Origin of the sequence: Phyllobacterium sp. 22229 (assembly GCF_052056495.1) — a bacterium.
Classification (GTDB): domain Bacteria; phylum Pseudomonadota; class Alphaproteobacteria; order Rhizobiales; family Rhizobiaceae; genus Phyllobacterium; species Phyllobacterium myrsinacearum.
The window spans coordinates 239097-262125 of record NZ_JBQEPA010000008.1 but is presented as its reverse complement, the minus strand read 5'-3'; the positions used below and the strand labels follow the sequence as shown (position 1 = coordinate 262125).

At 55.7% G+C, this 23029-nt stretch carries 18 protein-coding genes and 3 pseudogenes; 17 read left to right on the top strand and 4 right to left on the bottom strand.

Annotated elements, in window-relative coordinates; all coding sequences use genetic code 11:
- On the top strand, positions 1–1004 hold a 1004-nt coding region (locus ACTJJ7_RS12465), incomplete at its 5' end, for an IS630 family transposase (RefSeq protein ID WP_440967220.1).
- A 486-nt stretch (positions 1005–1490) separates the two neighbouring features.
- On the opposite strand, the pseudogene ACTJJ7_RS12460 reads toward ACTJJ7_RS12465, so the two are convergent.
- Positions 1491–1586 (bottom strand): annotated as a pseudogene (locus tag ACTJJ7_RS12460) (IS66 family transposase); the annotation flags it as partial.
- Between the two features lie 30 nt (positions 1587–1616).
- Positions 1617–1730: pseudogene (locus tag ACTJJ7_RS12455) on the bottom strand (helix-turn-helix domain-containing protein); the annotation flags it as partial.
- Between the two features lie 198 nt (positions 1731–1928).
- Here ACTJJ7_RS12455 and ACTJJ7_RS12450 point away from each other — a divergent pair.
- From ACTJJ7_RS12450 to ACTJJ7_RS12440, 3 genes and pseudogenes are all read left to right on the top strand, one after another.
- A pseudogene (locus tag ACTJJ7_RS12450) lies at positions 1929–2670 on the top strand (SDR family NAD(P)-dependent oxidoreductase).
- 70 nt (positions 2671–2740) lie between these two features.
- Positions 2741–3220: an FAD-dependent oxidoreductase gene (locus ACTJJ7_RS12445; RefSeq protein WP_353574396.1), complete on the top strand. Its 480-nt coding sequence runs from the start codon at positions 2741–2743 to the stop codon at positions 3218–3220.
- A 155-nt stretch (positions 3221–3375) separates the two neighbouring features.
- Positions 3376–4680, top strand: a complete 1305-nt coding sequence (locus ACTJJ7_RS12440) for an NAD(P)/FAD-dependent oxidoreductase (protein ID WP_440967218.1) — start codon at positions 3376–3378, stop codon at positions 4678–4680.
- Positions 4681–4800: 120 nt separating this feature from the next.
- On the opposite strand, the gene ACTJJ7_RS12435 is transcribed toward ACTJJ7_RS12440, so the two are convergent.
- The gene (locus tag ACTJJ7_RS12435; RefSeq protein ID WP_353574398.1) at positions 4801–5430 is read right to left on the bottom strand and encodes a TetR/AcrR family transcriptional regulator; all 630 of its coding nucleotides are present in this window, start codon (positions 5428–5430) and stop codon (positions 4801–4803) included.
- Between the two features lie 174 nt (positions 5431–5604).
- Here ACTJJ7_RS12435 and ACTJJ7_RS12430 point away from each other — a divergent pair, with 174 nt between their 5' ends.
- The 5 genes from ACTJJ7_RS12430 to ACTJJ7_RS12410 all read left to right on the top strand — a co-directional run bounded on the left by ACTJJ7_RS12430 (position 5605) and on the right by ACTJJ7_RS12410 (position 12456).
- Positions 5605–6759, top strand: a complete 1155-nt coding sequence (locus tag ACTJJ7_RS12430; RefSeq protein WP_353574399.1) for an efflux RND transporter periplasmic adaptor subunit — start codon at positions 5605–5607, stop codon at positions 6757–6759.
- A gap of 41 nt (positions 6760–6800) precedes the next feature.
- Positions 6801–9944, top strand: coding sequence for an efflux RND transporter permease subunit (locus ACTJJ7_RS12425; RefSeq protein ID WP_353574400.1), 3144 nt, complete (start codon positions 6801–6803; stop codon positions 9942–9944).
- Positions 9931–10554, top strand: a complete 624-nt coding sequence (locus ACTJJ7_RS12420) for a TetR/AcrR family transcriptional regulator (protein ID WP_353574401.1) — start codon at positions 9931–9933, stop codon at positions 10552–10554. Before ACTJJ7_RS12425 ends, ACTJJ7_RS12420 begins: the two co-directional genes overlap by 14 nt.
- Before the next feature lie 87 nt (positions 10555–10641).
- Positions 10642–11166: a hypothetical protein gene (locus ACTJJ7_RS12415; RefSeq protein ID WP_353574402.1), complete on the top strand. Its 525-nt coding sequence runs from the start codon at positions 10642–10644 to the stop codon at positions 11164–11166.
- Between the two features lie 75 nt (positions 11167–11241).
- Complete coding sequence (locus ACTJJ7_RS12410) at positions 11242–12456, top strand: alpha/beta hydrolase (protein WP_353574555.1); 1215 nt, start codon at positions 11242–11244, stop codon at positions 12454–12456.
- A 448-nt stretch (positions 12457–12904) separates the two neighbouring features.
- On the opposite strand, the gene ACTJJ7_RS12405 is transcribed toward ACTJJ7_RS12410, so the two are convergent.
- Positions 12905–13771, bottom strand: a complete 867-nt coding sequence (locus ACTJJ7_RS12405) for an alpha/beta fold hydrolase (RefSeq protein ID WP_353574403.1) — start codon at positions 13769–13771, stop codon at positions 12905–12907.
- A gap of 448 nt (positions 13772–14219) precedes the next feature.
- Here ACTJJ7_RS12405 and ACTJJ7_RS12400 point away from each other — a divergent pair, with 448 nt between their 5' ends.
- From ACTJJ7_RS12400 to ACTJJ7_RS12365, 8 genes are all read left to right on the top strand, one after another.
- The gene (locus tag ACTJJ7_RS12400) at positions 14220–15224 is read left to right on the top strand and encodes a VOC family protein (protein WP_353574404.1); all 1005 of its coding nucleotides are present in this window, start codon (positions 14220–14222) and stop codon (positions 15222–15224) included.
- Between the two features lie 486 nt (positions 15225–15710).
- Positions 15711–17447 carry a bifunctional 3-(3-hydroxy-phenyl)propionate/3-hydroxycinnamic acid hydroxylase gene (locus ACTJJ7_RS12395; RefSeq protein ID WP_353574405.1) on the top strand — a complete coding sequence of 579 codons (1737 nt, stop codon included), beginning with the start codon at positions 15711–15713 and terminating at the stop codon, positions 17445–17447.
- Positions 17448–17485: 38 nt separating this feature from the next.
- Positions 17486–18283 (top strand): 2-keto-4-pentenoate hydratase, encoded by a 798-nt coding sequence (gene mhpD / locus ACTJJ7_RS12390; RefSeq protein ID WP_353574406.1) that lies wholly within the window; start codon positions 17486–17488, stop codon positions 18281–18283.
- A 21-nt stretch (positions 18284–18304) separates the two neighbouring features.
- Complete coding sequence (locus ACTJJ7_RS12385; RefSeq protein WP_353574407.1) at positions 18305–19558, top strand: ABC transporter substrate-binding protein; 1254 nt, start codon at positions 18305–18307, stop codon at positions 19556–19558.
- A gap of 60 nt (positions 19559–19618) precedes the next feature.
- On the top strand, positions 19619–20485 hold the full coding sequence (locus ACTJJ7_RS12380) for a branched-chain amino acid ABC transporter permease (protein WP_353574408.1): 867 nt from the start codon (positions 19619–19621) through the stop codon (positions 20483–20485).
- 62 nt (positions 20486–20547) lie between these two features.
- Positions 20548–21543, top strand: coding sequence for a branched-chain amino acid ABC transporter permease (locus ACTJJ7_RS12375; protein WP_353574409.1), 996 nt, complete (start codon positions 20548–20550; stop codon positions 21541–21543).
- Positions 21540–22325 carry an ABC transporter ATP-binding protein gene (locus ACTJJ7_RS12370; RefSeq protein ID WP_353574410.1) on the top strand — a complete coding sequence of 262 codons (786 nt, stop codon included), beginning with the start codon at positions 21540–21542 and terminating at the stop codon, positions 22323–22325. The genes ACTJJ7_RS12375 and ACTJJ7_RS12370 overlap by 4 nt, the downstream gene beginning before the upstream one ends.
- Positions 22318–23022 carry an ABC transporter ATP-binding protein gene (locus ACTJJ7_RS12365; protein WP_440967213.1) on the top strand — a complete coding sequence of 235 codons (705 nt, stop codon included), beginning with the start codon at positions 22318–22320 and terminating at the stop codon, positions 23020–23022. The genes ACTJJ7_RS12370 and ACTJJ7_RS12365 overlap by 8 nt, the downstream gene beginning before the upstream one ends.
- Positions 23023–23029: the final 7 nt, after the last annotated feature.

The window sequence follows — 23029 nt, the reverse complement described above, 5'->3', positions numbered from 1 at the left end:
TGTCAGATCGTTGCCAGATGATTTTACTGTGCGCCCAGGGTCTGCACAGCAAGGAGGTTGCCGAACGCCTGGGTGTTCACGAACATACTGTTGGTAAGTGGCGCCGCCGGTTTGCACAGGATGGCATTGAAGGTCTGACAGATGAGTATCGTGCAGGTCGACCGCGAACGGTTTCCGATGCGCAGGTTGCTCAGGTTGTTGAGCGTACGTTGAACACTATACCCCCAGATGCCACGCACTGGTCCATCCGTTCGATGGCGGCCAATAGCGGGCTTTCGCACACCACTATCCGGCGGATCTGGCGAGCCTTTGGCTTGCAACCACATCGATCGGAGACATTCAAACTGTCCACCGATCCGCTGTTTGTTGACAAGGTCCAGGACATTGTTGGGCTTTATATGTCGCCACCAGATCGGGCGATTGTTCTATGCGTAGATGAGAAGTCGCAAATCCAGGCGCTGGATCGTGAGCAGCCAGTTCTGCCAATGGCACCGGGTATCCCTGAACGGCGGACGCATACTTATGTGCGCAATGGCACAACTTCCCTGTTTGCCGCGCTCGACGTTGCCACTGGCGCGGTAATCGGTCGTTGCTACAAGCGTCACAGAGCCGCTGAATTTCTTGACTTTCTAAAACGGATCGACGCCGAATTGCCCGACGGGCCAGACGTGCATCTGGTAATGGATAACTATGCAACCCACAAGACACCCAGGATCAAAGCCTGGCTCGCGCGGCGACCTCATTGGTATGTTCACTTCACACCTACGTCGGCATCCTGGATTAATCAGGTCGAACGTTGGTTTGCAGAACTGACGCGAAAGCAGTTACAGCGTGGTGCACACCGTTCAACAGCAGAACTCGAGGCTGACATTAATGCCTTCATCAAAGCACACAACGAAAGCCCCACACCCTACAAATGGGTTAAATCTGCCGATCAAATCCTCGCGTCGGTCAAGCGTTTCTGCCAGAAAACAATGAACCGAACTTCAGATTCAGGTGACTAGCATAAGTCTAAACCCGCTAATTGTTGTGCTTACAAGAGATGAATATAGCCCAATGAACAAAGGGCGTGATCTTTGCGAGGTTAGCGTGGCCTTGCACGGCGACCGTTGGAATGCGACGGTCTTTGGTTCATCCACCTGTTAACAACGAGATGTTTTCGGCGATAACAGGATCGGCTTCTTGCAGGAGGAGCTTGTACGGGTGAGGCGCCCCATGAGGGTGTGGCGATGCTGGCACGCAATCCGATCGGCTCGCTGCGCTTGAGAAACAAAATTGGCGTGGCCGCCACGTCATTTCGTTGGTTCGCCCCGCTCCTGCCCGATGGTGATCAACCCGTCGTCACCGCTGGCCTATTCAATATAGTTCAGCCAGCAATACACAATGCGATGTGCGATCATGTAGCCCGCCTGCGTGATCTGGGAATTGCAATCTCGGCGCCAAGAGGGTCGAATAACTTGCTCTGCAGCATAACCGATGCTTTGGTGCCACGTTGCGCGTAAATGTCGCCCCCTGTCAAAATTACAGAATACTAAATTCTTGCGGTTCAGCGCAATTGGCCGGATTGTTTTTTCGACACTGTTATTTGGCTCAATATTAGCGAAACAAAGCGACTCCCGTTGCTGGAAATGGCGGTAAAACGTCATGCGGCTTACCCCAGCCGATTTCGCTATGGCCTCGAGCGGAACATCGAACCCCGCACCCGCAAATATGGCTTCGGCAGCGTCGATCAGGCGAAACCGGTTTTCCCGGCCATCTGCACGTTGGCTCGTTCACTGTCTCCTTTATCTCCGTCACTCATACACGAAATTCCTTGACGTTCGCAAAGCTATAGGTCTATTTATCGATAAATGTTACATCGTGTAACGTTTATTTTGTTGGAATGTCGCCGGCGGTCCTGAGCGGCGCTGTGCAGGAGGAGCAAGTCCATGGGTAAAAGGTTGGAACGTAGGACGGCGATCATCACAGGCGCAGCGTCTCTGAAGGGAATGGGATTTGCGACTGCGCGCCGCTTCGCTGAAAAAGGTGCAGCCGTATTGCTCACGGACATCAGTCAGGAGGGCCTCGATGAAGCCCTTGCTGCACTGGCAGGCTGCATTGACAAAGCCCTGGTCCATGTCATGGATGTGAGCGATCCGGCGGCCTGGAGCACAGCAGTTGAACTGGTGCGCGGTCGCTGGGATTCTATTGATATCCTAGTAAACAATGCCGGCATGTTCCGTGGAGATACTATCTCCGAAACATCGGTCGATACATTTGACAGGCTCGTGGCGGTCAATCTTCGCGGCGCTTTCCTCGGCTGCCGTGCAGTGGTCCCGCTTATGCGTGCCAAAGGAGGCTCCATCGTCAATATCTCTTCGGTCTCAGCCCTGATCGGCGTTCCCGGCACAGCGGCCTATGCGGCGACGAAGGGCGGCGTGCGCGCCTTCACCAGGGCCATTGCCGTCGATGAGGCGCGCTATGGCATCCGCTGCAATTCCATTCATCCTGGAACCATCGACACGGGCATGATGCAGGCGGTGATTCCCGATGATGCCTCCAGGAGCGCAACGGCTGCGGCCATACATCTGGGCCGCCTCGGGACGCCGGGCGCTGTTCCTCGCATCGGATGAAGCAAGCTTTGTCACGGGTGCCGAATTGGTCGTCGATGGCGGGGCGACGGTTGCGTAGCTCCGGTAGGGAAGATCGCCCTTGCTTACTCCCATCGCAGATCCAACCCGTCACGAGAGAGAGTGAAACCATGATCGCGGGCGATGAGTACACTTATGATGTCGTTATAGCGGGCAGTGGCGCAGCAGGACTGACCGCCGCGATCACTGCGGCGGAACGCGGCTATTCCGTCCTTGTTCTGGAAAGTACCGATCGCTGGGGTGGAACGTCTGCGATCTCGGGTGGCGGCGTATGGATACCGAACAACAGCTTCGGAAAGGCGAAAGGCCTGAAGGACAGCCGCGAAGAGGCTCTCACCCATCTGAAGGCCATCGTCGGCGATCATGGCGCGGCGACGTCGCAAGCGCGATTGGAAGCCTATGTCGATCACAGCATGACAAATCCCAACCTCGGAAAGATCGAAAAGGCTCCGTTCTGGGCGGTCAGGGTCTATCCGAACGATATCGGGGCCAAGGGCGGCGTCGTGACAGACGAGATTGGGGGTGCGTGCTGCGCAACGGCGCTCCTATCGAGGGCTTGTTTGCATCGGGGCACGCAACGGCTTCGATGATGGGCGAGAGCTACGGCGGTGCGTCCAGCCATGGTGTTCAGCAATCTTGCAATGAAGTCCCTTCCGGTTGGCGGCACGGCCAGCTTTTCGATTGAGAGAACTCAGGATGACGCCGGGAAACTAGCCAGTGCAAGAAAAGGAGATGGAACGGTTTGATGAGTTCAGAAGCGGGAAACGCTAAGCGCGTTTTGGTGGTCGGAGGCGGCGTTGCCGGCCTCGAAATTGCAACGCAGTTGGGGCGATCGGCCCGGCGAAAAAGGCAAATTGAGGTAACTCTGCTCGACGCAGACAGTGCTCATATCTGGAAGCCAATGCTGCACACGATTGCCGCTGGCACCCGCGATGTTTATCAGCAGCAGGTCGCATATGCTGCACAGGCTAGAAATTCCGGGTTCATTTACCAGCCCGGCGCCATGTGTGGGCTCGACCGAAAGGCAAGGGAGGTGCTGGTCGCGCCGATCTTGGCGCCGGACGGCAGGTTGATGATGCAGGGGCGACGGCTGCCATACGATGTACTGATAATGGCACTGGGCAGCCAGGCCAACGACTTCAGAACTCCGGGCGTACTCGAGCATTGTTACATGATCGACTCGCGCGCGCAGGCTGACAATTTCAATCAGGAACTGCGCATTCGAATGCTCCAGAGCATGGAGGAGCAAAGCAGGCTGGCGATCAGCATTGTGGGTGGTGGTGCCACCGGCGTCGAACTGGCGGCAGAACTTGTCCATCTGGCGCAGACTGCGGATTTGTACGGCGGGGCTGGAATGTCCTCCCGATTGAAGGTCTGCCTGATTGAAAGCGGTGATCGACTGCTGGCTTCCTTCCCGGCTGATATCTCCCAATCGGTAAAGAGCCGCCTCGAAGAACTGGGCGTAACAGTGCTTACCGGCTCCACGGTTGGTGCGGCTGAAGAAAACGGGTTTCGCCTGTCAGATGGCGAGTTGATAGAAAGCTCGTTGATGATTTGGGCCGCCGGTGTGAAAGCACCGGATTTTCTCCATGAGCTTGATGGATTGGAGACGGCGAGAAACAACCAGCTTGTGGTATTGCCAAGCCTGCAGACGACGCGCGATCCAGCGATTTTCGCCGTGGGTGACTGTGCAAGCTTCACGCCTGCCGGCGAACAACGCCCATTGCCGCCCACTGCCCAGGTCGCCCATCAGCAGGCGCGCCATGTGATCAGTCATCTGCCGACCTGGCTGAATGGAACCCCTGTGCCCGGTTACGCCTATCAAAACTTCGGAGCACTCGTTTCTCTTGCCCAGTACGACGCCTTTGGCTCCTTGGGGAAGTTCGGCTTTCTTGAGGGACGCTCAATCAGAGGTCATCTCGCGCAACTCAGCCATGCCATGCTCTACCGGGCGCATCAGTCTCGCATCCACGGCTTTTGGAATGGCAGCCTCGTCTGGTTGGTCGATCGCCTCAATGCCCGCTTGCGTGCACGCATCAGGCTGGACTGATGGACACGTTACTCTGCTTCCTGGTTTGGTCTGATCGATCAAACTCTGCCAAGCAGCAATGCGCTGACCCGTGCATTATTTTTTGGCAAATTGCGTTACCACGTTCGTTACGTGAGACGATTATGAACTGGTCGAGTTCAGGAATATTTTCCATCGATAATCAAAAAACTGTTTCCGGGTGGCAGTGCTTCCTTTCATTAACCTATCAAAATTTCTAATCTGGCGCCCACCGTTGATCAGATCCAATAACAAATAGCCCAGTTCGCTTGTGTCGGTTGCGGGTAAATATTTTTTCTTTTGTGCATCGGCGATGAGGGAAATGACAGGAGCGAGTGCGACGTCTTCCCATTCGATGACCTTTTCGCGCAAGTCTTCTGAGAAGCTCCCTTCAGCCGACAGGAAATTGGCGAACCGCGTATTTTGTGAGCACGTATTATATTCAAACAATCGAAAGGCTGTGTTTTTCAGCTTTTCGATTGCAGTTTGACCAGGTTCAGCGCCATTCAGCCATTGATGAAACCGCAAAATCTCGCGCTCGACAACCGCATCCAGCAAAGCATGTTTGCTTGGATAGCGGCGATAAATTGTGCGTTTGGTGATGCCAGCACGATCGGCAATCTCATCCATCGACGCGCCAGCAAACCCCTTGGCGGAGAAGAAGTCACAAGCCGCGTCCAAGACGGCATCCGTAATCTGAAGCATCTGGGCTTTCGTTGGCCGCCCTGTCAGATGCAAGGTTTCTTCAGTCAAATCTAAACTCCTTGTGATGAAAAAAGTATACTGAGCAGTTGCGCAAATGGCAAACCTGGATTAGTACACTTATCCGTATCCTTTTTGGCTGTGCGCGACGTAGCGAGCAGCGGGCAGAAGACGGCAAGGCAGTCAAATTTTACGACCGCCAGATTACGCGCAATTGGAGTAGCAATGAGAAATCGTTACGTGGGCATATTGGTGTGCCTTGCCTTATCGGCCGTATTGTTCGGCTGCCAGAAAGATGAACAGGCAGCGGAAATGCCGCCTCCTGCCAATGTTGGGGTTGTTGAGCTCCGCCCGGAAGCGCTGCCGATAAACAAGGAACTCCCTGGACGTATTGCGCCGACACGGCTAGCGGAAGTTCGTCCCCGTGTCACGGGGATAGTTGTCGACCAGGTTTTCCAGCAGGGATCCTTTGTCAACAAAGGTGATGTGCTTTACAGAATTGACCCAGCCCAATTCCAGGTACAGGTTGACAGCGCGGATGCGACGCTTAAGCGCGCTGAAGCCGCCCTTTTGCAGGCCCAGCAATCAGCGGATCGCGTTGCGCAGTTGCGCAAGTCAAATGTTGCGTCTCAGCGAGATAGCGAGACCGCAATTGCGACACTGGCTCAGGCACAGGCAGATGTTGCTGCCGCTCATGCAGGTTTGGCACAAGCGAAGCTGAATCTTCAATATACCAACGTCTCAGCTCCAATTTCGGGACGAATCGGTCGTGCCTTAATTACCGAGGGTGCGCTCGTCAATGCGAACGGTTCGGAAAATCTCGCGACGATTCAGCAGCTCGATCCGATTTACGCCGACTTTACGCAACCAGCAGCAGATCTGATACGGCTCCGCAAGGCATTGCAGGACGGCCAGTTGATGACCGGCCCGAATGAAGCAACGGTTCATCTGATCCTCGACGACGGAACAACCTATCCTTTGGACGGTCGGTTGTTGTTTTCAGAAGCAGCTGTTGATGAAAGCACGGGACAGATCACGTTACGTGGCGAATTCCCAAATCCGGATGGTGACCTGTTGCCCGGCATGTATGTCCGCGTCGCGATAGAGCAGGGGATACAGCGTGCAGCACTGGCGGTTCCGACACAGGCGGTCCAGCGGGATGCCGGTGGTCAGGCAAATGTCCTCGTCGTCAATGATCAGAATGTAGTTGAACAACGCCGCGTTGTCGTAGGTCGTATGGTCGGTGAACGTTGGGTTGTTGAACAGGGATTGAATGAGGGTGACCGCGTTGTTGCCGAAGGGTTTCAGAAGACAGCTGCCGGAGCAACCGTCAACCCCGTCGAATGGAAGTCACCGGAGTCCACTGCTGCTGTTCGGTAACGAATGTCAGTCTCGATAATTAAGCTTCAAAGGCAGTCGTCATGGCGCAGTTCTTTATTGGACGACCGATTTTTGCATGGGTCGTTGCAATTTTCATCATCATTGCGGGGTTTCTGGCGATTCCCTCGCTACCTGTCGCTCAGTATCCGAATGTGGCTCCGCCGCAGATATCGATCTTCACGACTTACCCCGGTGCATCCCCGGAAGATATTTATCAAAGTGTCACCGCACCTATTGAACAGGAACTCAACAGCGTTGACGGGCTGATCTATTTTGAATCCACGTCGGACTCCTCGGGCACCGTTCAGATCAACGTCACTTTCGAACCTGGAACGGATACGTCCCAGGCATCGATTGACGTTCAGAATGCTGTTCGTCGCGTTGAATCCCGTTTACCCGAAGTGGTTTCTCGCCAAGGCGTTCAGGTACAAGAGGCAGGCACCGGCTTCCTGATGCTGGTCGCCCTGGTGTCGAATGACGGCAATACGGATGTTATCGGCCTGGGTGATTACCTGAACCGTAATGTTCTAGGCGAAATTCAGCGCATCAAGGGCGTGGGACGCGCGCAGGTCTTTGCAAGCCAACGCGCCATGCGGATCTGGATTGATCCGGATAAGATGGTTGGCCTTAAACTCTCGACCGCAGATATAAATAATGCGATAGCAGCGCAGAATGCTCAGGTGGCAGCCGGACGCATTGGAGCGCGTCCTAATCCGATCAATCAGCAGATTTCAGCGACCGTTCTTGTTAAAGGGCAACTGTCCACCCCCGAAGAGTTCGGTTCTATTGTTCTTCGGGCAAACTCCGATGGCTCATCCGTTCGTCTTAGGGATGTGGCAAGGATTGAGGTTGGCGGTGAAGCATATTCCTTCTCCAGCCAGATCAATGGAAAACCGGCAGCCGCAATTGCGGTCCAGCTTTCGCCGACAGGCAATGCGATGGAAACCGCGACCGCCGTTAAGGCGAAGATGGAGGAGCTATCGCAATATTTCCCTGCCGGCATCGAATATCTGGTGCCGTATGACACATCGCCTTTCGTTAAAATTTCCATTGAGAAAGTGATGCACACACTGATCGAGGCGATCGTTCTCGTCTTCATCGTGATGTTCATCTTCCTCCAGAATTTCCGATACACTATCATCCCGACACTTGTGGTGCCTGTTGCCCTTCTGGGAACATGCGCGATCATGTTCGCAAGCGGGTTCTCGATCAACGTTCTCACAATGTTTGCGATGGTTCTTGCGATAGGCATTCTCGTCGATGATGCCATTGTTGTTGTTGAGAACGTCGAACGAATAATGGCGGAAGAAGGACTGCCACCAAAGGAAGCGACCCGGAAGGCCATGAGCCAGATTTCAGGCGCAATCATTGGCATTACGATCGTACTGACTGCTGTGTTTATCCCTATGGCGTTCTTCCCGGGCGCAGTTGGAGTGATCTATCAACAGTTCAGTTTGACGATGGTTGTTTCCATCCTGTTTTCAGGTTTTCTCGCACTTTCGCTCACACCAGCCCTTTGCGCGACCTTTCTTAAGCCGATCCCTCAGGGTCATCACGAAAAGAAGGGCTTTTTCGGTTGGTTCAATCGAAAGTTTGACGCCGGTACCCGCCGGTATTCAAATAGTGTCAGTTGGATTGTTCAACGTTCCGGTCGTTTCATGATTATCTATGTCGTGATTGTGGGCGGGCTTGCCTATCTCTTCTTGCAGCTTCCGTCGTCATTCCTGCCAAATGAAGATCAGGGTTTCGTGCTGGTGGACGTTCAGACACCGCCCGAAGCCAGTACAAACCGTACCGACACTGTAGCTGCAGCGATTGACAAGGTTTTTGCCGCGGAGCCTTCGGTCGAAGACCGTACCATTATCCATGGTTACAGCTTTTCCGGCTTCGGTGATAACGCTGCGATTGCATTCGTCACGTTGAAAGACTGGAGCGAGCGAGATGCAAACAACAGCGCTGCCATGATCAGCCAGAGAGCCAATGGCAGCATGGCGCAATTACAGGACGCTATATCTTTTGCACTGTCGCCTCCGCCAATCCAGGGTCTGGGCAATTCAGGCGGTTTTACTTTCCGTTTGCAGGATCGGTCGGGAGCGGGACAGACCGCACTGAATAGTGCAGCGAACCAGTTGATGGCTGAAGCGCAGAAGAGCGGAGTGCTGAGTGGTGTGCGGATGGAGGGCATGCCTGCGGCAGCCCAGCTCATCATCAATATTAACCGGGAAAAAGCCAATACATTTGGCGTCACTTTTTCGGAAATAAACGCGACAATATCTGCCAATCTCGGATCGTCCTATATCAACGATTTTCCAAACGCCGGCCGAATGCAAAGAGTGACCGTCCAGGCCGACGATCAGAAACGTATGACGCCTGAGGACGTGCTCAATCTGAACGTTGCCAACTCAAAAGGTGGCATGGTTCCGTTGCAATCATTTGCAACTGTTGAATGGTCGAAGGGTGCCGCGCAGATTGTCGGTTATAACGGCTATCCGGCAATACGCTTTGCGGGCGATGCAGCACCCGGATATTCATCGGGAGCTGCCATTGCCGAGATGGAGCGGCTTGCACAGCAACTCCCGGAAGGATTTGGTTATGAGTGGTCCGGCCAGTCGCTGCAGGAAATTCAATCCGGCTCGCAAGCCCCCTTCCTTCTCGGCCTGACAGTCGTATTCATCTTTCTGCTGCTCTCGGCACTCTATGAGAGCTGGTCTATACCACTATCCGTGATGCTGGTGGTTCCACTCGGGCTGATCGGTGCAGTGCTCGCCGTCATGATGCGGGACATGCCCAACGATGTTTACTTCAAGGTTGGCTTGATCACGATTATAGGCTTGTCGGCAAAAAATGCCATTCTGATCGTTGAATTTGCCAAGGATCTAAGGGCTGAAGGCAAACCTCTGCTCGAAGCAACCATTGAAGCGTGCAAACTTCGGTTCCGTCCAATCCTCATGACCTCTCTCGCCTTTACGCTGGGAGTTGTTCCGCTCGCAATTGCCAAAGGCGCGAGTGCTGCAAGCCAGAACGCGATTGGCACTGGTGTGATGGGTGGAATGATTACGGCTACGATCTTGGCAATCTACTTCGTCCCGGTGTTCTTCGTTTTTGTGATGAAGATCTTCTCAATGGACAACGTCGCTGAGAATGTTCCCGGGGACGACGGAGGAAGGGTGATTGAAAAGAACTAAATCAGATGCTGCCCTTACAAGGGCAGCCATACTGGATGCCGCTGAGCTACTTTTTTATAGGGAAGGTGTAGAAAACAGCACCCTGGATCAAATCGCGGCTCAGGCCGGCGTGACCAGGGGGGCCTTGTACTGGCACTTTCGAGGTAAGGAAGATTTACTCCTTGAGTTGTTTGCCGGCCTCCATGTCAATCCTCTGCAGGAAATATATGAGGAAGACGCCAGGGGCCCAGCCTTTCAACCGCTTTGCTTCCTCGAGCACAAACTTCACTCATGGTTCGATAGTCTGGGCACAATACCACATCTGAAACGGATGTTCACGATCCTCCTACGCATTGACCTCCAGGCCGAGCCGGGTGCGTTGAAAACCGTTATCAGGAAGTTGGAAGTTGAAGAAAGATGGGCAACGGAGTTCGCGTTTCAACGGGCCGCAGAACAAGGGCTATTGGGTAATGGGCATTCCCCCGAAACCTGCTCCAATACGACGCGTTCGCTCGTCAAAGGATTTGAGCGAGAAGTCCTTCTTTCCGAACACAGTGACTGTGTTGTAGCCAACGCAAAAATTAGTGTTTCGAGTTTGTTTTCTTCATTCCGGCGCGATTTAACGCATTGAATGATCGGGCTTATTTACGGCCAAACTCTCAACTCTCAACGCTATCGCTAGTCAAGAGCAAAACGGTTTATATGTTGGAAGCCAGCTATGTCATCGTCAGAAAAACTTATCGAAAGATGCACTGTGGAGCTTTGGCGCCATCACAGCAAAAGCCGTTATGGTTACGAAACCAAGCGTTCCTGGACTGAACTCGCTGTGGTGGAACAGCTGAAATATGTTCGCGCAGTGAGCGTTGTTCTCAATGAAGCCGAGCGTGATCCCAACGGGAGGCGGGATGGAGTTCCGACGTTTGACGCATTGGATGATGGAGCCTTGACCAAAAATTTCATGAATGACACCGTGCGCCTCCAAGAGACAGTGGGGAGTGGGCAACCAAAGCTCACCGCCAGGCAGTCGAGAATATTGCGGCGCCTCGAGCAAAAGCCTGACGGTGCCGACCTTAATTATGTCAGCAAAACACTCCCGAATGGTCATCCTTATCTGGTTAAAGCATCTGCGCGCGATGGCTTGGCACGGCTATCACCCAAAGGGCTTTGCGAGCTCACTGCGTCAAAGCCAACAGTTTATCGAATAACGGAACGTGGTTTAAACGCTCTCAGAGAGGCTTCATAAACCATGTTTTTTTATCAAATGATCCTTGAGTGCTGTTCATCATGCAGCCACTTCAAACGTCAGCGTTCGCCTTTTATGACAGGCCTAATAATTGCGGCGGTTCTAACGGGCTGTGCCGGGCGCCCCATAGGCGTACTCCAACCATCGGGGAAAACATCACCAGAGGCTTCAGTGGTCGATGTGTTGGTCGCCACAACACGAAAACCCTCCGACGATAAAAGCTTGGCTTTTACAGGGGAGAGGGCTGATCAACTCGCTATTACCGAAATCAGGGTTTCCATTCCACCGGCAAGGAGCCGAAAGGTTGGACAGGTTCAGTGGCCGAAGCGGCTTCCCGCCAATCCTGCGACTGATTTTTCCACTATTAGTGTTAAGTCGATTGAAAGTGATGAAGCGGCTCGTAGCTGGCTCAAATCTCATATGCCAGCCAGCCGACGTGTGATGATCTTTGTTCATGGCTTCAACAATACCTATGAAGCCGCTGTCTACCGCTTCACCCAAATCGTGCACGATTCTGACGCAGACGTCGCACCGCTAATCTTTACGTGGCCGTCGCGTGCCAGCGTTTTTGATTATAATTATGATAAGGAAAGCACCAATTATTCCAGAGACGCGCTGGAAGAAGTCTTGCGTCAGACAGCTGACAATCCAGCGGTGGGGGAAATCACGATTATGGCGCACTCGATGGGCTCTTGGCTTACAATCGAAGCCCTTCGACAGATGGCTATTCGAGATGGCCATGTGGCCTCAAAGATAAAAAATGTGATTCTGGCCTCTCCCGATCTCGACGTCGATGTGTTCGGAAAACAATGGCAGTCTATGGGTAAGAAACGACCGAACATGACAATATTTGTTTCGCGAGACGATCGTGCGTTAAGCTTGTCGCGGCGTATTTCAGGGAATATCGATAGGCTTGGACAGATTGATCCATCCGTTGAACCTTATAAGTCGGAACTTGAGAAATCTGGAATAACGATCATCGATCTGACTGCTCTGAAAAGCGGTGATGGATTAAATCATGGAAAATTTGCAGAAAGCCCGGAAGTTGTCAAACTAATCGGAACCAGGTTGGTGACCGGACAAACGATTACAGATTCGGAAATTGGCGTTGGAGATCGCCTTGGTGCGGTGGCTATTGGCGCTGCGCAGACAGTTGGCGGAACTGCTAGCGTTCTCGTCAACGCGCCAATAGCGGTGTTCGATCCTCAAACTCGGCGAAACTATGGGCAACAGCTTGACCGTTTGGGACGAGCAAGCGGCAACACTATCAACTCCGTTACTGGACAATGAATATAGGAACTCCAAGTTACCTACGTTACCCGGAGCGATGGATGGTAAGCACTCCCGTCAAGACGTGGGCGCGGTGGCCGGAATGGCCTGAGTAGCTGCGTGAGCCGCCCAAAAACTCCGGCATAGCCGGCTCGACACGTTGGTGCCAGGAATGTAGTCGCGCCGATCTCGGACGCGTCGGGCGAGTACGTCAAGGCATATTGATGACTCCCCTGGACGGTAGAGCTGCGGAGAATGTATTCTGGGTGGTGCCGTAACGCTCCGCCTGTGGCCTAATCTCGCTCGACAAGGGATGTGTCGTTTGACGGACCGCCTCTGTTGTGGCGCTCCCGTGAAGAACCTGACCCATAGTGTATCTCTCGATCCATGCGTCGAGAATGCACCATCCGAGGATCAAACGCGATTCGAGCTGCACCGTCTGACGGTGCACGCCATACCGACCGCGCGGTCAATGATTCAAGAAATCGATCACCATGCGATTGAACTTCGCATGATGTTCCCACTGCGCCCAATGTCCGCAGTTGTTGAAGACGTGCAGTGCCGACTTGGGAATACCGGCAACGAGGCGCAGGCCGACATCAAGAGGCACGAAGCGGTCGTTTCGACCCCAAATAATGAGGGTCTCGGCGGAGACTTCCCCAAGCCGATGGCCCACGTCGGGAAACTGCCGCGGGTTGGAAGCGAAGCTCTTGACGAAGTTCTCCAAGTGATCCCGACGCGCCAGAAGATTGTTGAGACGTGTCTCGATGAGGTGTTCCGTCAACTCGCTCGAATCGAACACGAAGACATTCATCATCCGCTTCAGGTTTTCGATCGTGGGATTCCGGTAGAGTTCCTGCACTAGCTTGATGCCTTCGGTAGGCATCGGCACAAAAGCGCTGACGCCCCCAGTTCCTCCTCCCATCAGGACCAGCTTTCCTACATTCTCGGGGTTCGTCAGCGCAAAGGCCACGGTGCTGTGTGCACCCATGGAGTTACCGACGATGTGGATCTTATCGAGTCCGAGACCGTCGATCAACCCCTTGAGAATTCGGCCGTTGAGTTGCGAGCGTGAGCCCGTGCACACGATCGTGTCGCTCTTGCTCCAACCGGGGCAATCGAGCAGGATCACCCGGAAGCCAGCATCGGTCAGCGGTCCAACGTTGCGGTTGAAGTTTACCCAGCCGCTTGCTCCGGGGCCGGAGCCGTGCAGCATGACAACCACATCCCCGTTAGCACCAGGATCGCAGTCATTGTAGTGGATGTTCAGATCGGTTTCGCCTTCGCGAATACTGATAAAGCGGCTGGTATCGGTCTCACTGTATTCCTGGCTCATCCCGGTCTCCTCCAGTTCTTCAATTGCACAAATAGCGGGACCAGCGGCGTACGAGCTACTACGAACAGCGGACGCAATATATTCCGCAGTCCAATCATGCGCCCAAGCCGTTCGCCTTCCTGCATGAGACGGTGCTGGGCGTGCCAACCCCGCATGTTAACAATTGCGTATAGGTGACCGGCGTGTGGAGGCAAATATTCTCAGCGTAATGTGCGTTAGGTGAACAGATGGATAGTCATCGCCCGAACGAAATTCGTGTGGGCATCGCCGATATAGAGATCAGAGCTTGCTGTGCACGCTGCGAACAGCCGCATATTGTTCGTTGTATGCCTGTCGCCCCCATTGGTAACAGTTCCTCGTTCAGTAGCGTGAGGAACGCCATTGGCAACGCACTCGTTGCGTGCCCTGCCTCGCGTCGCATTTGCAATTATTCTCTGGAGGAAACTGCATGTCCAAACTGTCAGACCGCTATGATCCGGGACCGCAGTTGGCCCAGTGTGGAGCTATCAATCTCGGGACGAAGAATCTCGAAAAGTCACTTTTCTTTTTCCGCGACACGCTTGGCATGGAGGAGGTGGAGCGCAATGGTAATGTTTCCTATCTGCGCTGCTATCAAGAACTTGGGCACCATTCTTTGGTGTTGACCGAGCAGGAAGAAAATATCGTCAATGCCTATAGTTTTCGGGTCAAACGTCCGCAGGATGTCGAGCTCTTTCACCAGGAATTGAAGCGGCAGGAGATCGAGGTTCTCGAAATTCCGGCCGGCTCGGAATCCGGTCGCGGCACAGCGATCCGGTTTCTGCTACCCGGCGGTGGACATCCGATCGAGCTTTATTACGACATGGAAAAACCACTGGCGCCCGAACATATGCGCTCGCGTCTGCCATCAAGCTCCTCGAAGCGTCGTGGACTTGGGGTACGCCGGATTGACCATTTCAACATTCAAACTTCGCCCGCGACGATCAACCAGGCGGAGCAATGGGCCCGAGATACGCTCGGTTTCAAACGACGCGAGTTCGCCAATCTTCCGGATCGCCCCGACACGCTGCTGGCATCATGGATGTCAGTCACGCCCCAGGTGCACGATCTAGCGATCGTCGCCAACGGAATGGACAAGACAGCCCAGCTTCATCACGTCGCATTCAACGCTCAGGATTTTTCGGATGTATTGACCGCTGCCGATGTGCTGCGCGATCTCGATGTGTCCTACGGCGTCGGACCGGGCAAGCATGGCATCGGACAGGCAATGTATCTCTATGTCTTCGACCCTGGATCAGACCATCGTGTCGAAATCTATGCGGGCGGCTACATGATCTTTGATCCGGACTGGGAAGCAATCGAGTGGAAGAAGGAAAACTTTGCCGACGGACTGACCTGGTATGGTGATCCGATTGACGTGAGGCCGGGAAGCCGGGGCCGAGACACGACAGGGTCGGCTGGCCTCCATCGTTAAGGGGATGCCTTTGTGTGAGGCGAACAAGGGACCGGGAGACCGGTCCCTTTTATTTATCGAACAGCAAATGGAAAATGCTTCAGCCCCTGTGGCTCTGAAAATGAAGCTGCCACTTTGCTGTATCGCAATTCTTGGTGCGACATCGTACTGATGAAGAAATGGCTATTGATACTCCTTCTATGCCACTCGGCTTCCTGTGCACTCTGCGCACAAGACCGTTATGGTGATTGTTTCGGCGGTGTTCTGCAGCGATGTTGCAGTGGCCCTCGACAGAAGGAGACTGTCTTGTGGCTGGCTTGAGGAGGAGGCCCGTCATGACTGAATTGTATTCATCCGTGTTGTTTGTGGGCTGTCTTCGACGTGTTGGGACGAGGCTCGGACGGTTCCGTTGAGCTTTCAGGCTTTGGTGGACCAATGTGCCATCTACGAACGCACACTCGCGGCTTTGCCAAGTCGCATCGGCACAGTTTGTTTCAGGATAATATCATGACTGCTTCGGCAAGCGACTTTATGACAGTAGAAAAGGAAGTCGGGCCTGCGCGGCACAAGGCGAAGGTAATGATTATCGGTGCGGGGCCAGTTGGCTTAACGCTTGCCAACTATCTTGGTGGCTATGGCGTCGAGACGATCGTGATCGAAGCCCTGGCTCAACTTATCGATTATCCCCGCGCTATAGGCATTGATGATGAGGCCTTGCGCACGATGCAAGGCATCGGTCTCGCCGACAAGATCGAGCCACACACCACACCATTTCACTGGATGCGCTTTCTGACGGCTTCCGGTCGCTGCTTTGCTTCGATCGAACCGCGCACGGACGAATTCGGCTGGTCGCGTCGCAATGCTTTCATCCAGCCCCAGGTCGACCGTATCCTGTTCGAGGGGCTTTCCCGTTTCGACAATGTGCAGGTGCGGTTCTCTACCAGCTTTGTGAAGCTGGAGCAAACCGCCGACCGCGTGTTGGCCCAGGTCGAGGGGCCAGACGGACCTTACACGATCGAAGCCGATTACATGGTCGGTGCCGATGGTGGACGCAGCCCCGTGCGCGAGGCGCTCGGTCTTGCTTTCGAGGGCGAAACCGCTCCCAACCAGTGGATGGTCATCGATATCGAGAACGACCCGGTCGGGACGCCCAATCTTTATCTCCACTGCGACCCGAAGCGTCCCTATGTTTCGGCGGCCTTGCCGCACGGCGTTCGTCGCTTTGAGTTTCTGGTGATGAAGGACGAGGAGGAAGCGCATTTCAGCAGGCCCGAAGTTATTCGTTCGCTCCTGTCGAAGGTGATCGAAAAGCCGGAAGAGGCTAAGCTGATCCGTCAGCGTGTCTACAATCACAATGCTCGCCTCGCCAATCGTTTCCGCGTTGGGCGCGTTCTTCTGGCCGGTGACGCCGCCCACATCATGCCGGTTTGGCAAGGGCAGGGTTACAATTCTGGTATTCGCGACGCAGCCAATTTAGGCTGGAAGCTCGCCATGGTGGCGGGAAACAGGCTCGAACCTGCGTTGCTCGACACCTACCAATCCGAACGTCGCGATCACGCCAAGGCAATGATCGATCTGTCGGTCATGGTCGGAAAGGTCTTCAACCCGCCATACGCTTTCCTCGGCACGGTGCGTGATTTGGTGACGCAGGTCCTGAACTATGTTCCCTCCGTCAAACGCTACCTGCTGGAGATGCGCTTCAAGCCGATGCCGCGCTTCACCGAAGGTGTGGTGGTGCCAAGCAAAGCCGGCGATGTGCGCAAGAGTCCCGTCGGGCGGCTGTTCATTCAGCCGCGGGTTCGCACGACATCCAACCAGATCGTTCGCATGGACGAGGTAGTCGGTCCCAATTTTTCGATCCTGTCTTGGGGCAACAACCCTGTCCAGTACATGGAGCCGGAACAGGTGGCGATGTGGCGCTCTCTCGGGGCTGTTTTTGTCAGCGTCAAGCCGGACGTTCAGCTTGGCAGTCGGCCGGCCGAGGGCCTCGGTTTTCGCTCTGATCCGCTTGATGGTGTTGTGGAGATCGGTGACGTGCAGGGCCGCCTCAAGGAATGGTTCGGCAATTGGCCGGAATCAGTGGTGTTCCTGCGGCCGGACCGCGTCGTTGCCGCAACGTCATCCCCCCTGCGGGTGACGGAGGTTTCCAAGGCGCTGGCCCGTGTCCTCTCTTATACGCCTCGCCCGACCCGGACAGAGACCCGGAACGGAGAAGCATCGCACGGGTCGGTAGCCGCCGAATAGGCTGACGACTGAAGCAAGATCACGCACAGGAATGGAAAATGGCATCACAGGAACTCGTGAACGAACTCGCCGAAGAGCTAAGAAGGGCTGATGAGACCCGGACGGCGATGGCGCCAATCCGCCAGCGCATGCCAGATGACGGCGGTGAAACTGCCTACGCTGTCCAGCGGGCGAATGTCGAATATTGGCAAGGCAAGGGTCGTCGTGTCGTCGGCAGGAAAATAGGTCTCACCGCCAAGGCGGTGCAGGCGCAACTGGGTGTCTTTCAGCCGGATTTTGGAACGCTTTTCGCCGAGATGATTTTTGGCGATGACGAAGAGATTCCCGCCGATCGCTTGATCCAGCCGAAGGTGGAAGCAGAAGTGGCGCTGGTGCTTAAGCGCGATCTGTCTGCCGTTGACGTGACGTTGACAGAACTATTGCAGGCTGTCGATTTTGCCTTGCCGGCAATTGAAATTGTCGATAGCCGCATCGCGGGATGGGACATCCGCTACAATGACACGGTCGCCGACAACGCCTCGTCCGGCCTCGTCGTGCTGGGGGCGGTGCCTGTACCGCTGGCTGGTCTCGATCTCAAACTTCTGCCGATGGCCATGACGCGTGGAGACGAGACGGTTTCGACTGGTAACGGCGCTGCCTGCCTTGGACATCCCCTGAATGCCGCGCTCTGGCTTGCCCGCAAGATGGCTGGCTTCGGGACACCGCTTGTTGCCGGCGACCTCATTCTCAGTGGAGCGCTCGGTCCCATGGTCCCGGTGCGTCCGGGCGAGCATTTCGAAGCCAGTATTGAGGGACTGGGCGTGGTTCGTGCCGCTTTCGGTGAAGAGCGGAACTGAAGCGCGCGCGGCACTCGCGCTATGGAACTTTCCGATGAGGGCATGTTCGGCAGCAGCAAGTCCGCGAAAAGAGGAAGTCAAGGGGAGGAAATTGAGATGATAAGGCGTCAGTTCCTGTTAGGAACAGTTTCTGCGATAACTGCAATCGCGGTGGGCCGGGCATCCGCCAACGCTGCCGAGACCGTGAAAGTCGGACTTGTTCTTTCGATGTCCGGACCGTTCAGTCAGTACGGACGCCAGATGGAGAACGGTATCCGTCTGTTCATGAAAGAGCATGGCGATACGGTCGCTGGCAAGAAAATCGAACTCGTCATCAAGGACGATGGTGGCCTTGCCCCCGACCGTGCCCGTCGGGCCGCGCAGGACCTTCTTGTGCGCGACAAGGTCGACATCCTTGCCGGATTTACCTTCACCGCTTCTGCAATGGCAGCCGCGCCTCTTGCGAAAGAGGCGGGTGTAGCGATGATCGTTATGAACGCTTCGTCTTCGGGTATTACATCAGCGAGCCCCTACATGATCCGCGTCGGGCAAACCTTGCCGCAGATTACCGAGCCGGCGGCTCGTTACGCGGGCGAGCAGGGTTACAAGACGATCTATACCCTGGTTTCCGACATTACCGCCGGGCACGACGCCGAGGCTTCCTTCGTCCGCGGCCTGCAGGCTGTGGGGGGTGGCGTTTCCGGTTCGCTGCGCGTTCCGGCCCAGAATCCGGATTTCGCTCCCTTCGTTCAGCGCATCAAGGATGCCAAACCCGACGCGGTCTTCGTCTGGCTGCTGCCGGGTGAAGCGACGATCAGCTTCATCAAGGAGTTCAATCAGCGAGGTCTTCGGGCCGAGGGCGTGACCATGCTCGGCACCGGGGATCTCACGGACGAACTGACCATCGAGGCGACCGGCGAGCCGGGCATCGGCGTGGTCACGACCGGCCATTACTCGATGGCTCACGCCTCGCCGAAGAACGAAACTTTCGTAAAAGCCTACCTCGCCGACTATCCCCAGGACAAATGGCCCAACTTCCTGTCCGTCTCTGCCTATGATGGTATGGCGGCACTTTATCGTGGGTTGGAAAAGACCGGAGGTGATGCGTCGGGCACGGCGATCACCGACGCTCTCAAGGGTGAAGCCTTCGAAAGTCCACGTGGCCCGATTGAGATCGACCCAGCAACCCGCGACATCGTGCAAACCGTTTATGTCCGGAGGGTCGAGCGCGTGAACGGGCGGCTCTCTAACGTGGAATTCCATGATTTTCCCAAAAGCCGTGACACCACACAGTAACGCACGATCGAAAGGCGCTCCGGTTTCCATGGCCGCCAAGATGTGCTTCCGGAGGACGGAATGACAGTAAGTATCCTCGGTATCCTCTTCGACGGTCTGGCCTATGGCAGTCTGCTGTTCCTCATCGGTGTCGGCCTGTCGATCACCCTGGGTCTGATGAACTTCGTCAATCTCGCTCATGGCGTCTTCGCTATGGTTGGAGGATATCTGAGCGTCTACCTGTCGCAGAGAGTGGGCATGCCTTTTCTGGTCACATTGCCTCTCGCCTTTGTCGGCGCGGCACTGGCCGGGCTTGCGGCCGAGCGGCTCCTCTTCCGGCATCTCTATAAGGCGCCCCATCTCGATCAGGTCCTGTTCACGGTCGGGTTGGTCTTTTCTTCGATCGCTGCAGCGCATTATTTTTTCGGGGCAGGCCAGCAATTCGCGCCGATGCCGTCGTTCCTTCAAGGTCAGGTCAGGGTTGCGGGAATAGACCTTGGCAAATACCGCCTGTTGTTGATCGCGACGGTCGCACTGCTGACTGTCGGCCTGCATTTGATGCTGTCCAGAACGCGTTTCGGTGCCTCCGTACGCGCTGCCGTCGACAACCAGGATGTTGCGGACGGCCTGGGCATCAATGTCGGTCTTGTTTTCAGTCTTTGTTTCGCGCTTGGCACCGGACTTGCCGGTCTGGGTGGCGCCCTCGGCGTGGAGGTGCTCGGCCTCGATCCAGGTTTCCCGATGAAATACATGGTCTATTTCCTGCTCGTCGTCGTGGTTGGCGGCGCCGGCACCATCAGGGGGCCGCTGATTGCGGCCATGCTCCTCGGGATCTTCGACGTGGCAGGCAAATACTATGTGCCCCAGGTCGGCGCCTTCGTCATCTATGTGTTGATGATCGTCCTGCTTCTGGTCTTTCCTTGCGGTCTTGGAGGAAAGCGCGCATGAACGTCACCGCCCGTTTTCCCCAATCACACCAATCAATATCCGAACTCTCGGGGAGATCCCGCATGACGCATCGATCGATTGCGGTCGAACGCCTGGCCAGCCCGCGCCCGCGCCTGTTCGAGTTTATGGTGTGGCTGATGCCGGCGGTCGCCTATTTTCTTTTCCCGGACAATCTTCTGCTCGGGGTTTCAATCATGACCTATGCGGTCGCCGTGCTGGGGCTCGATCTCTTGCTGGGTTATGCGGGCATCGTCTCGCTCGGCCACGCAGCCTTTTTCGGCATTGGCGCCTATACGGCTGGGCTTCTTGCGGTCGCCGGCTGGCGGGAACCGCTCTCCGGCTTGCTGCTCTCCGGCGCGGTTTCCCTGGCGTTGGGTTATCTCGCCAGTTTTCTCGTCGTGCGCGGCAAGGATCTTTCGCGGCTGATGGTGACGCTTGGCATCGGACTCGTCGTTTATGAAGTCGCCAACCGCATGAGTAGCATTACCGGCGGCGTGGACGGATTGTCCGGCATCGAAATCGCGCCTATATTCGGGATCTTCACATTCGATCTCTATGGCCGCACCGCCTGGTGGTATGCCTACGGCGTTTCGTTTCTGATTTTCGTGTTCCTGCGGCTCATCGTTTCCTCCCCGTTTGGCCTGTCTCTGAGAGCCATCCGCGACGGCGCAAACCGTATGCCGGCACTCGGTGCCTCGGTGAACAGCCGCCTGCGCATCGCCTTCACGCTTTCCGCTGGTATCGCCGGCATTGCCGGCGGGCTTCTTGCTCAGACGACGCAGTTCGTGGGTGTCGATGCCCTTTCTGTGCCACGTGCGGCCGAGTTCCTCGTCATGCTGGTGCTTGGTGGCACTGGCCGTCTCTATGGCGCACTTGCCGGCACTGCGATCTTCATCATTGCCCGCGAATATCTCGCCGATGTCGATCCGGTCTATTGGGAGTTCTGGATGGGTGTCCTTTTGATGGCGGTCGTGCTCTTCGCGCGCGGTGGCATCGTCGGAGCGCTCTTTACCCATCTTCCCGTTCTTCGAGCAAGGTTCGGGAGGGGCGCGCAATGAGGGCCGATACGAGCATTCTTTCTGCTGATGCAAGGATCGCTCTCGCGACCGAGGGGCTCACCAAGGCCTGGGGCGGTTTCGTCGCCAATAGTGATGTCAATTTTTCGCTGCGCGTCGGTGCTCGCCATGCACTGATCGGCCCGAACGGTGCGGGCAAAACCACCTTCATCAACATGCTGACCGGTGTCTTGTCGCCGACTTCCGGCCGCGTCCTTCTCAGCGGTGAGGATGTGACGAACGATCCGCAGGAAAAGCGGGTGCGCAAAGGCATTGCCCGGACGTTTCAGATCAACAATCTCTTTCCGGCTCTGACGGTTCTGGAAAGTGTCCTGCTCGCTATCCTTGAGCGGAGGAACGAAGCCGGCCATTGGTTCCGGCCACTGAGGACGCATGTGGCGGAACTCGAAGAAGCGCTCGATCTTATCTCCAAGCTTGGCCTTGAGGCACAGGCTGGCGAGGAAGTGCACACCCTGGCATATGGCAAGCAGCGTCTCGTGGAGATCGCGCTGGCGCTGGCGACCCGTCCACGCATCCTTCTGCTCGACGAACCGGCGGCAGGCATTCCAGCAGGTGACAGCAGTGAGGTTTTTTCTGTTATCTCGAAGCTGCCGTCGGAGATCAGCATCCTGTTCATAGAGCACGACATGGATCTGGTGCGGCGCTTTTCCGAATGCATCACTGTGCTCGTCGGCGGCAAGATTCTGACCCAGGGAACGCCCGACGACGTCATGAGCGACCCGCGCGTTCGCGAGGTATACCTGGGGGGGGGCGGCCATGGCTGAGTTGTTGACGGTCGAGGGGCTTTCTGCCGGTTACGGCCAGGCAAGCGTGCTGGACGGTATCTCCTTTACGATGCGGTCGGGTGAAAGCCTTGCACTTCTCGGGCGCAATGGCGTCGGGAAGTCGACGCTAATGCGCACTCTGATGGGTTTGACCCGTCGTCATGCCGGTGTGATCCGGTTTGCGGGTGTTGATGTCACGGCGAGGGCACCGCATCGCCGGGCACGTGCTGGCCTCGGTTGGGTACCGCAAGAGCGCGCCATGTTTCCTTCGCTCACTGTAGAGGAGCATCTGACGACGGTTGCACGGCTAGGGCCGTGGGATCTCGCAGCGATCTACGAGGCGTTTCCGCGGCTCAAGGAACGACGCGCCAACCTGGGGAACCAACTCTCCGGCGGGGAGCAGCAGATGGTGGCCATTGCCCGCGCTCTGATAACCAATCCCCGTCTTTTATTGCTGGATGAGCCCATGGAGGGACTGGCGCCTATTATAGTTCAGGAGCTGTCGACAATCATCGCTGATCTGATCGGCGAGCGAGGCCTGTCGGTCATCGTCGTTGAGCAGCACGCCCGTTTCGCACTGTCCATGACGGCGGACGCCTTGGTGCTGGATCGCGGCCGCGTCGTGCACAGATCATCCAGTAAGGACCTCCTGAACGATGACGAAAAACTCGCCCATCTCCTGGCGGTCGGCGCCTGAAACCACC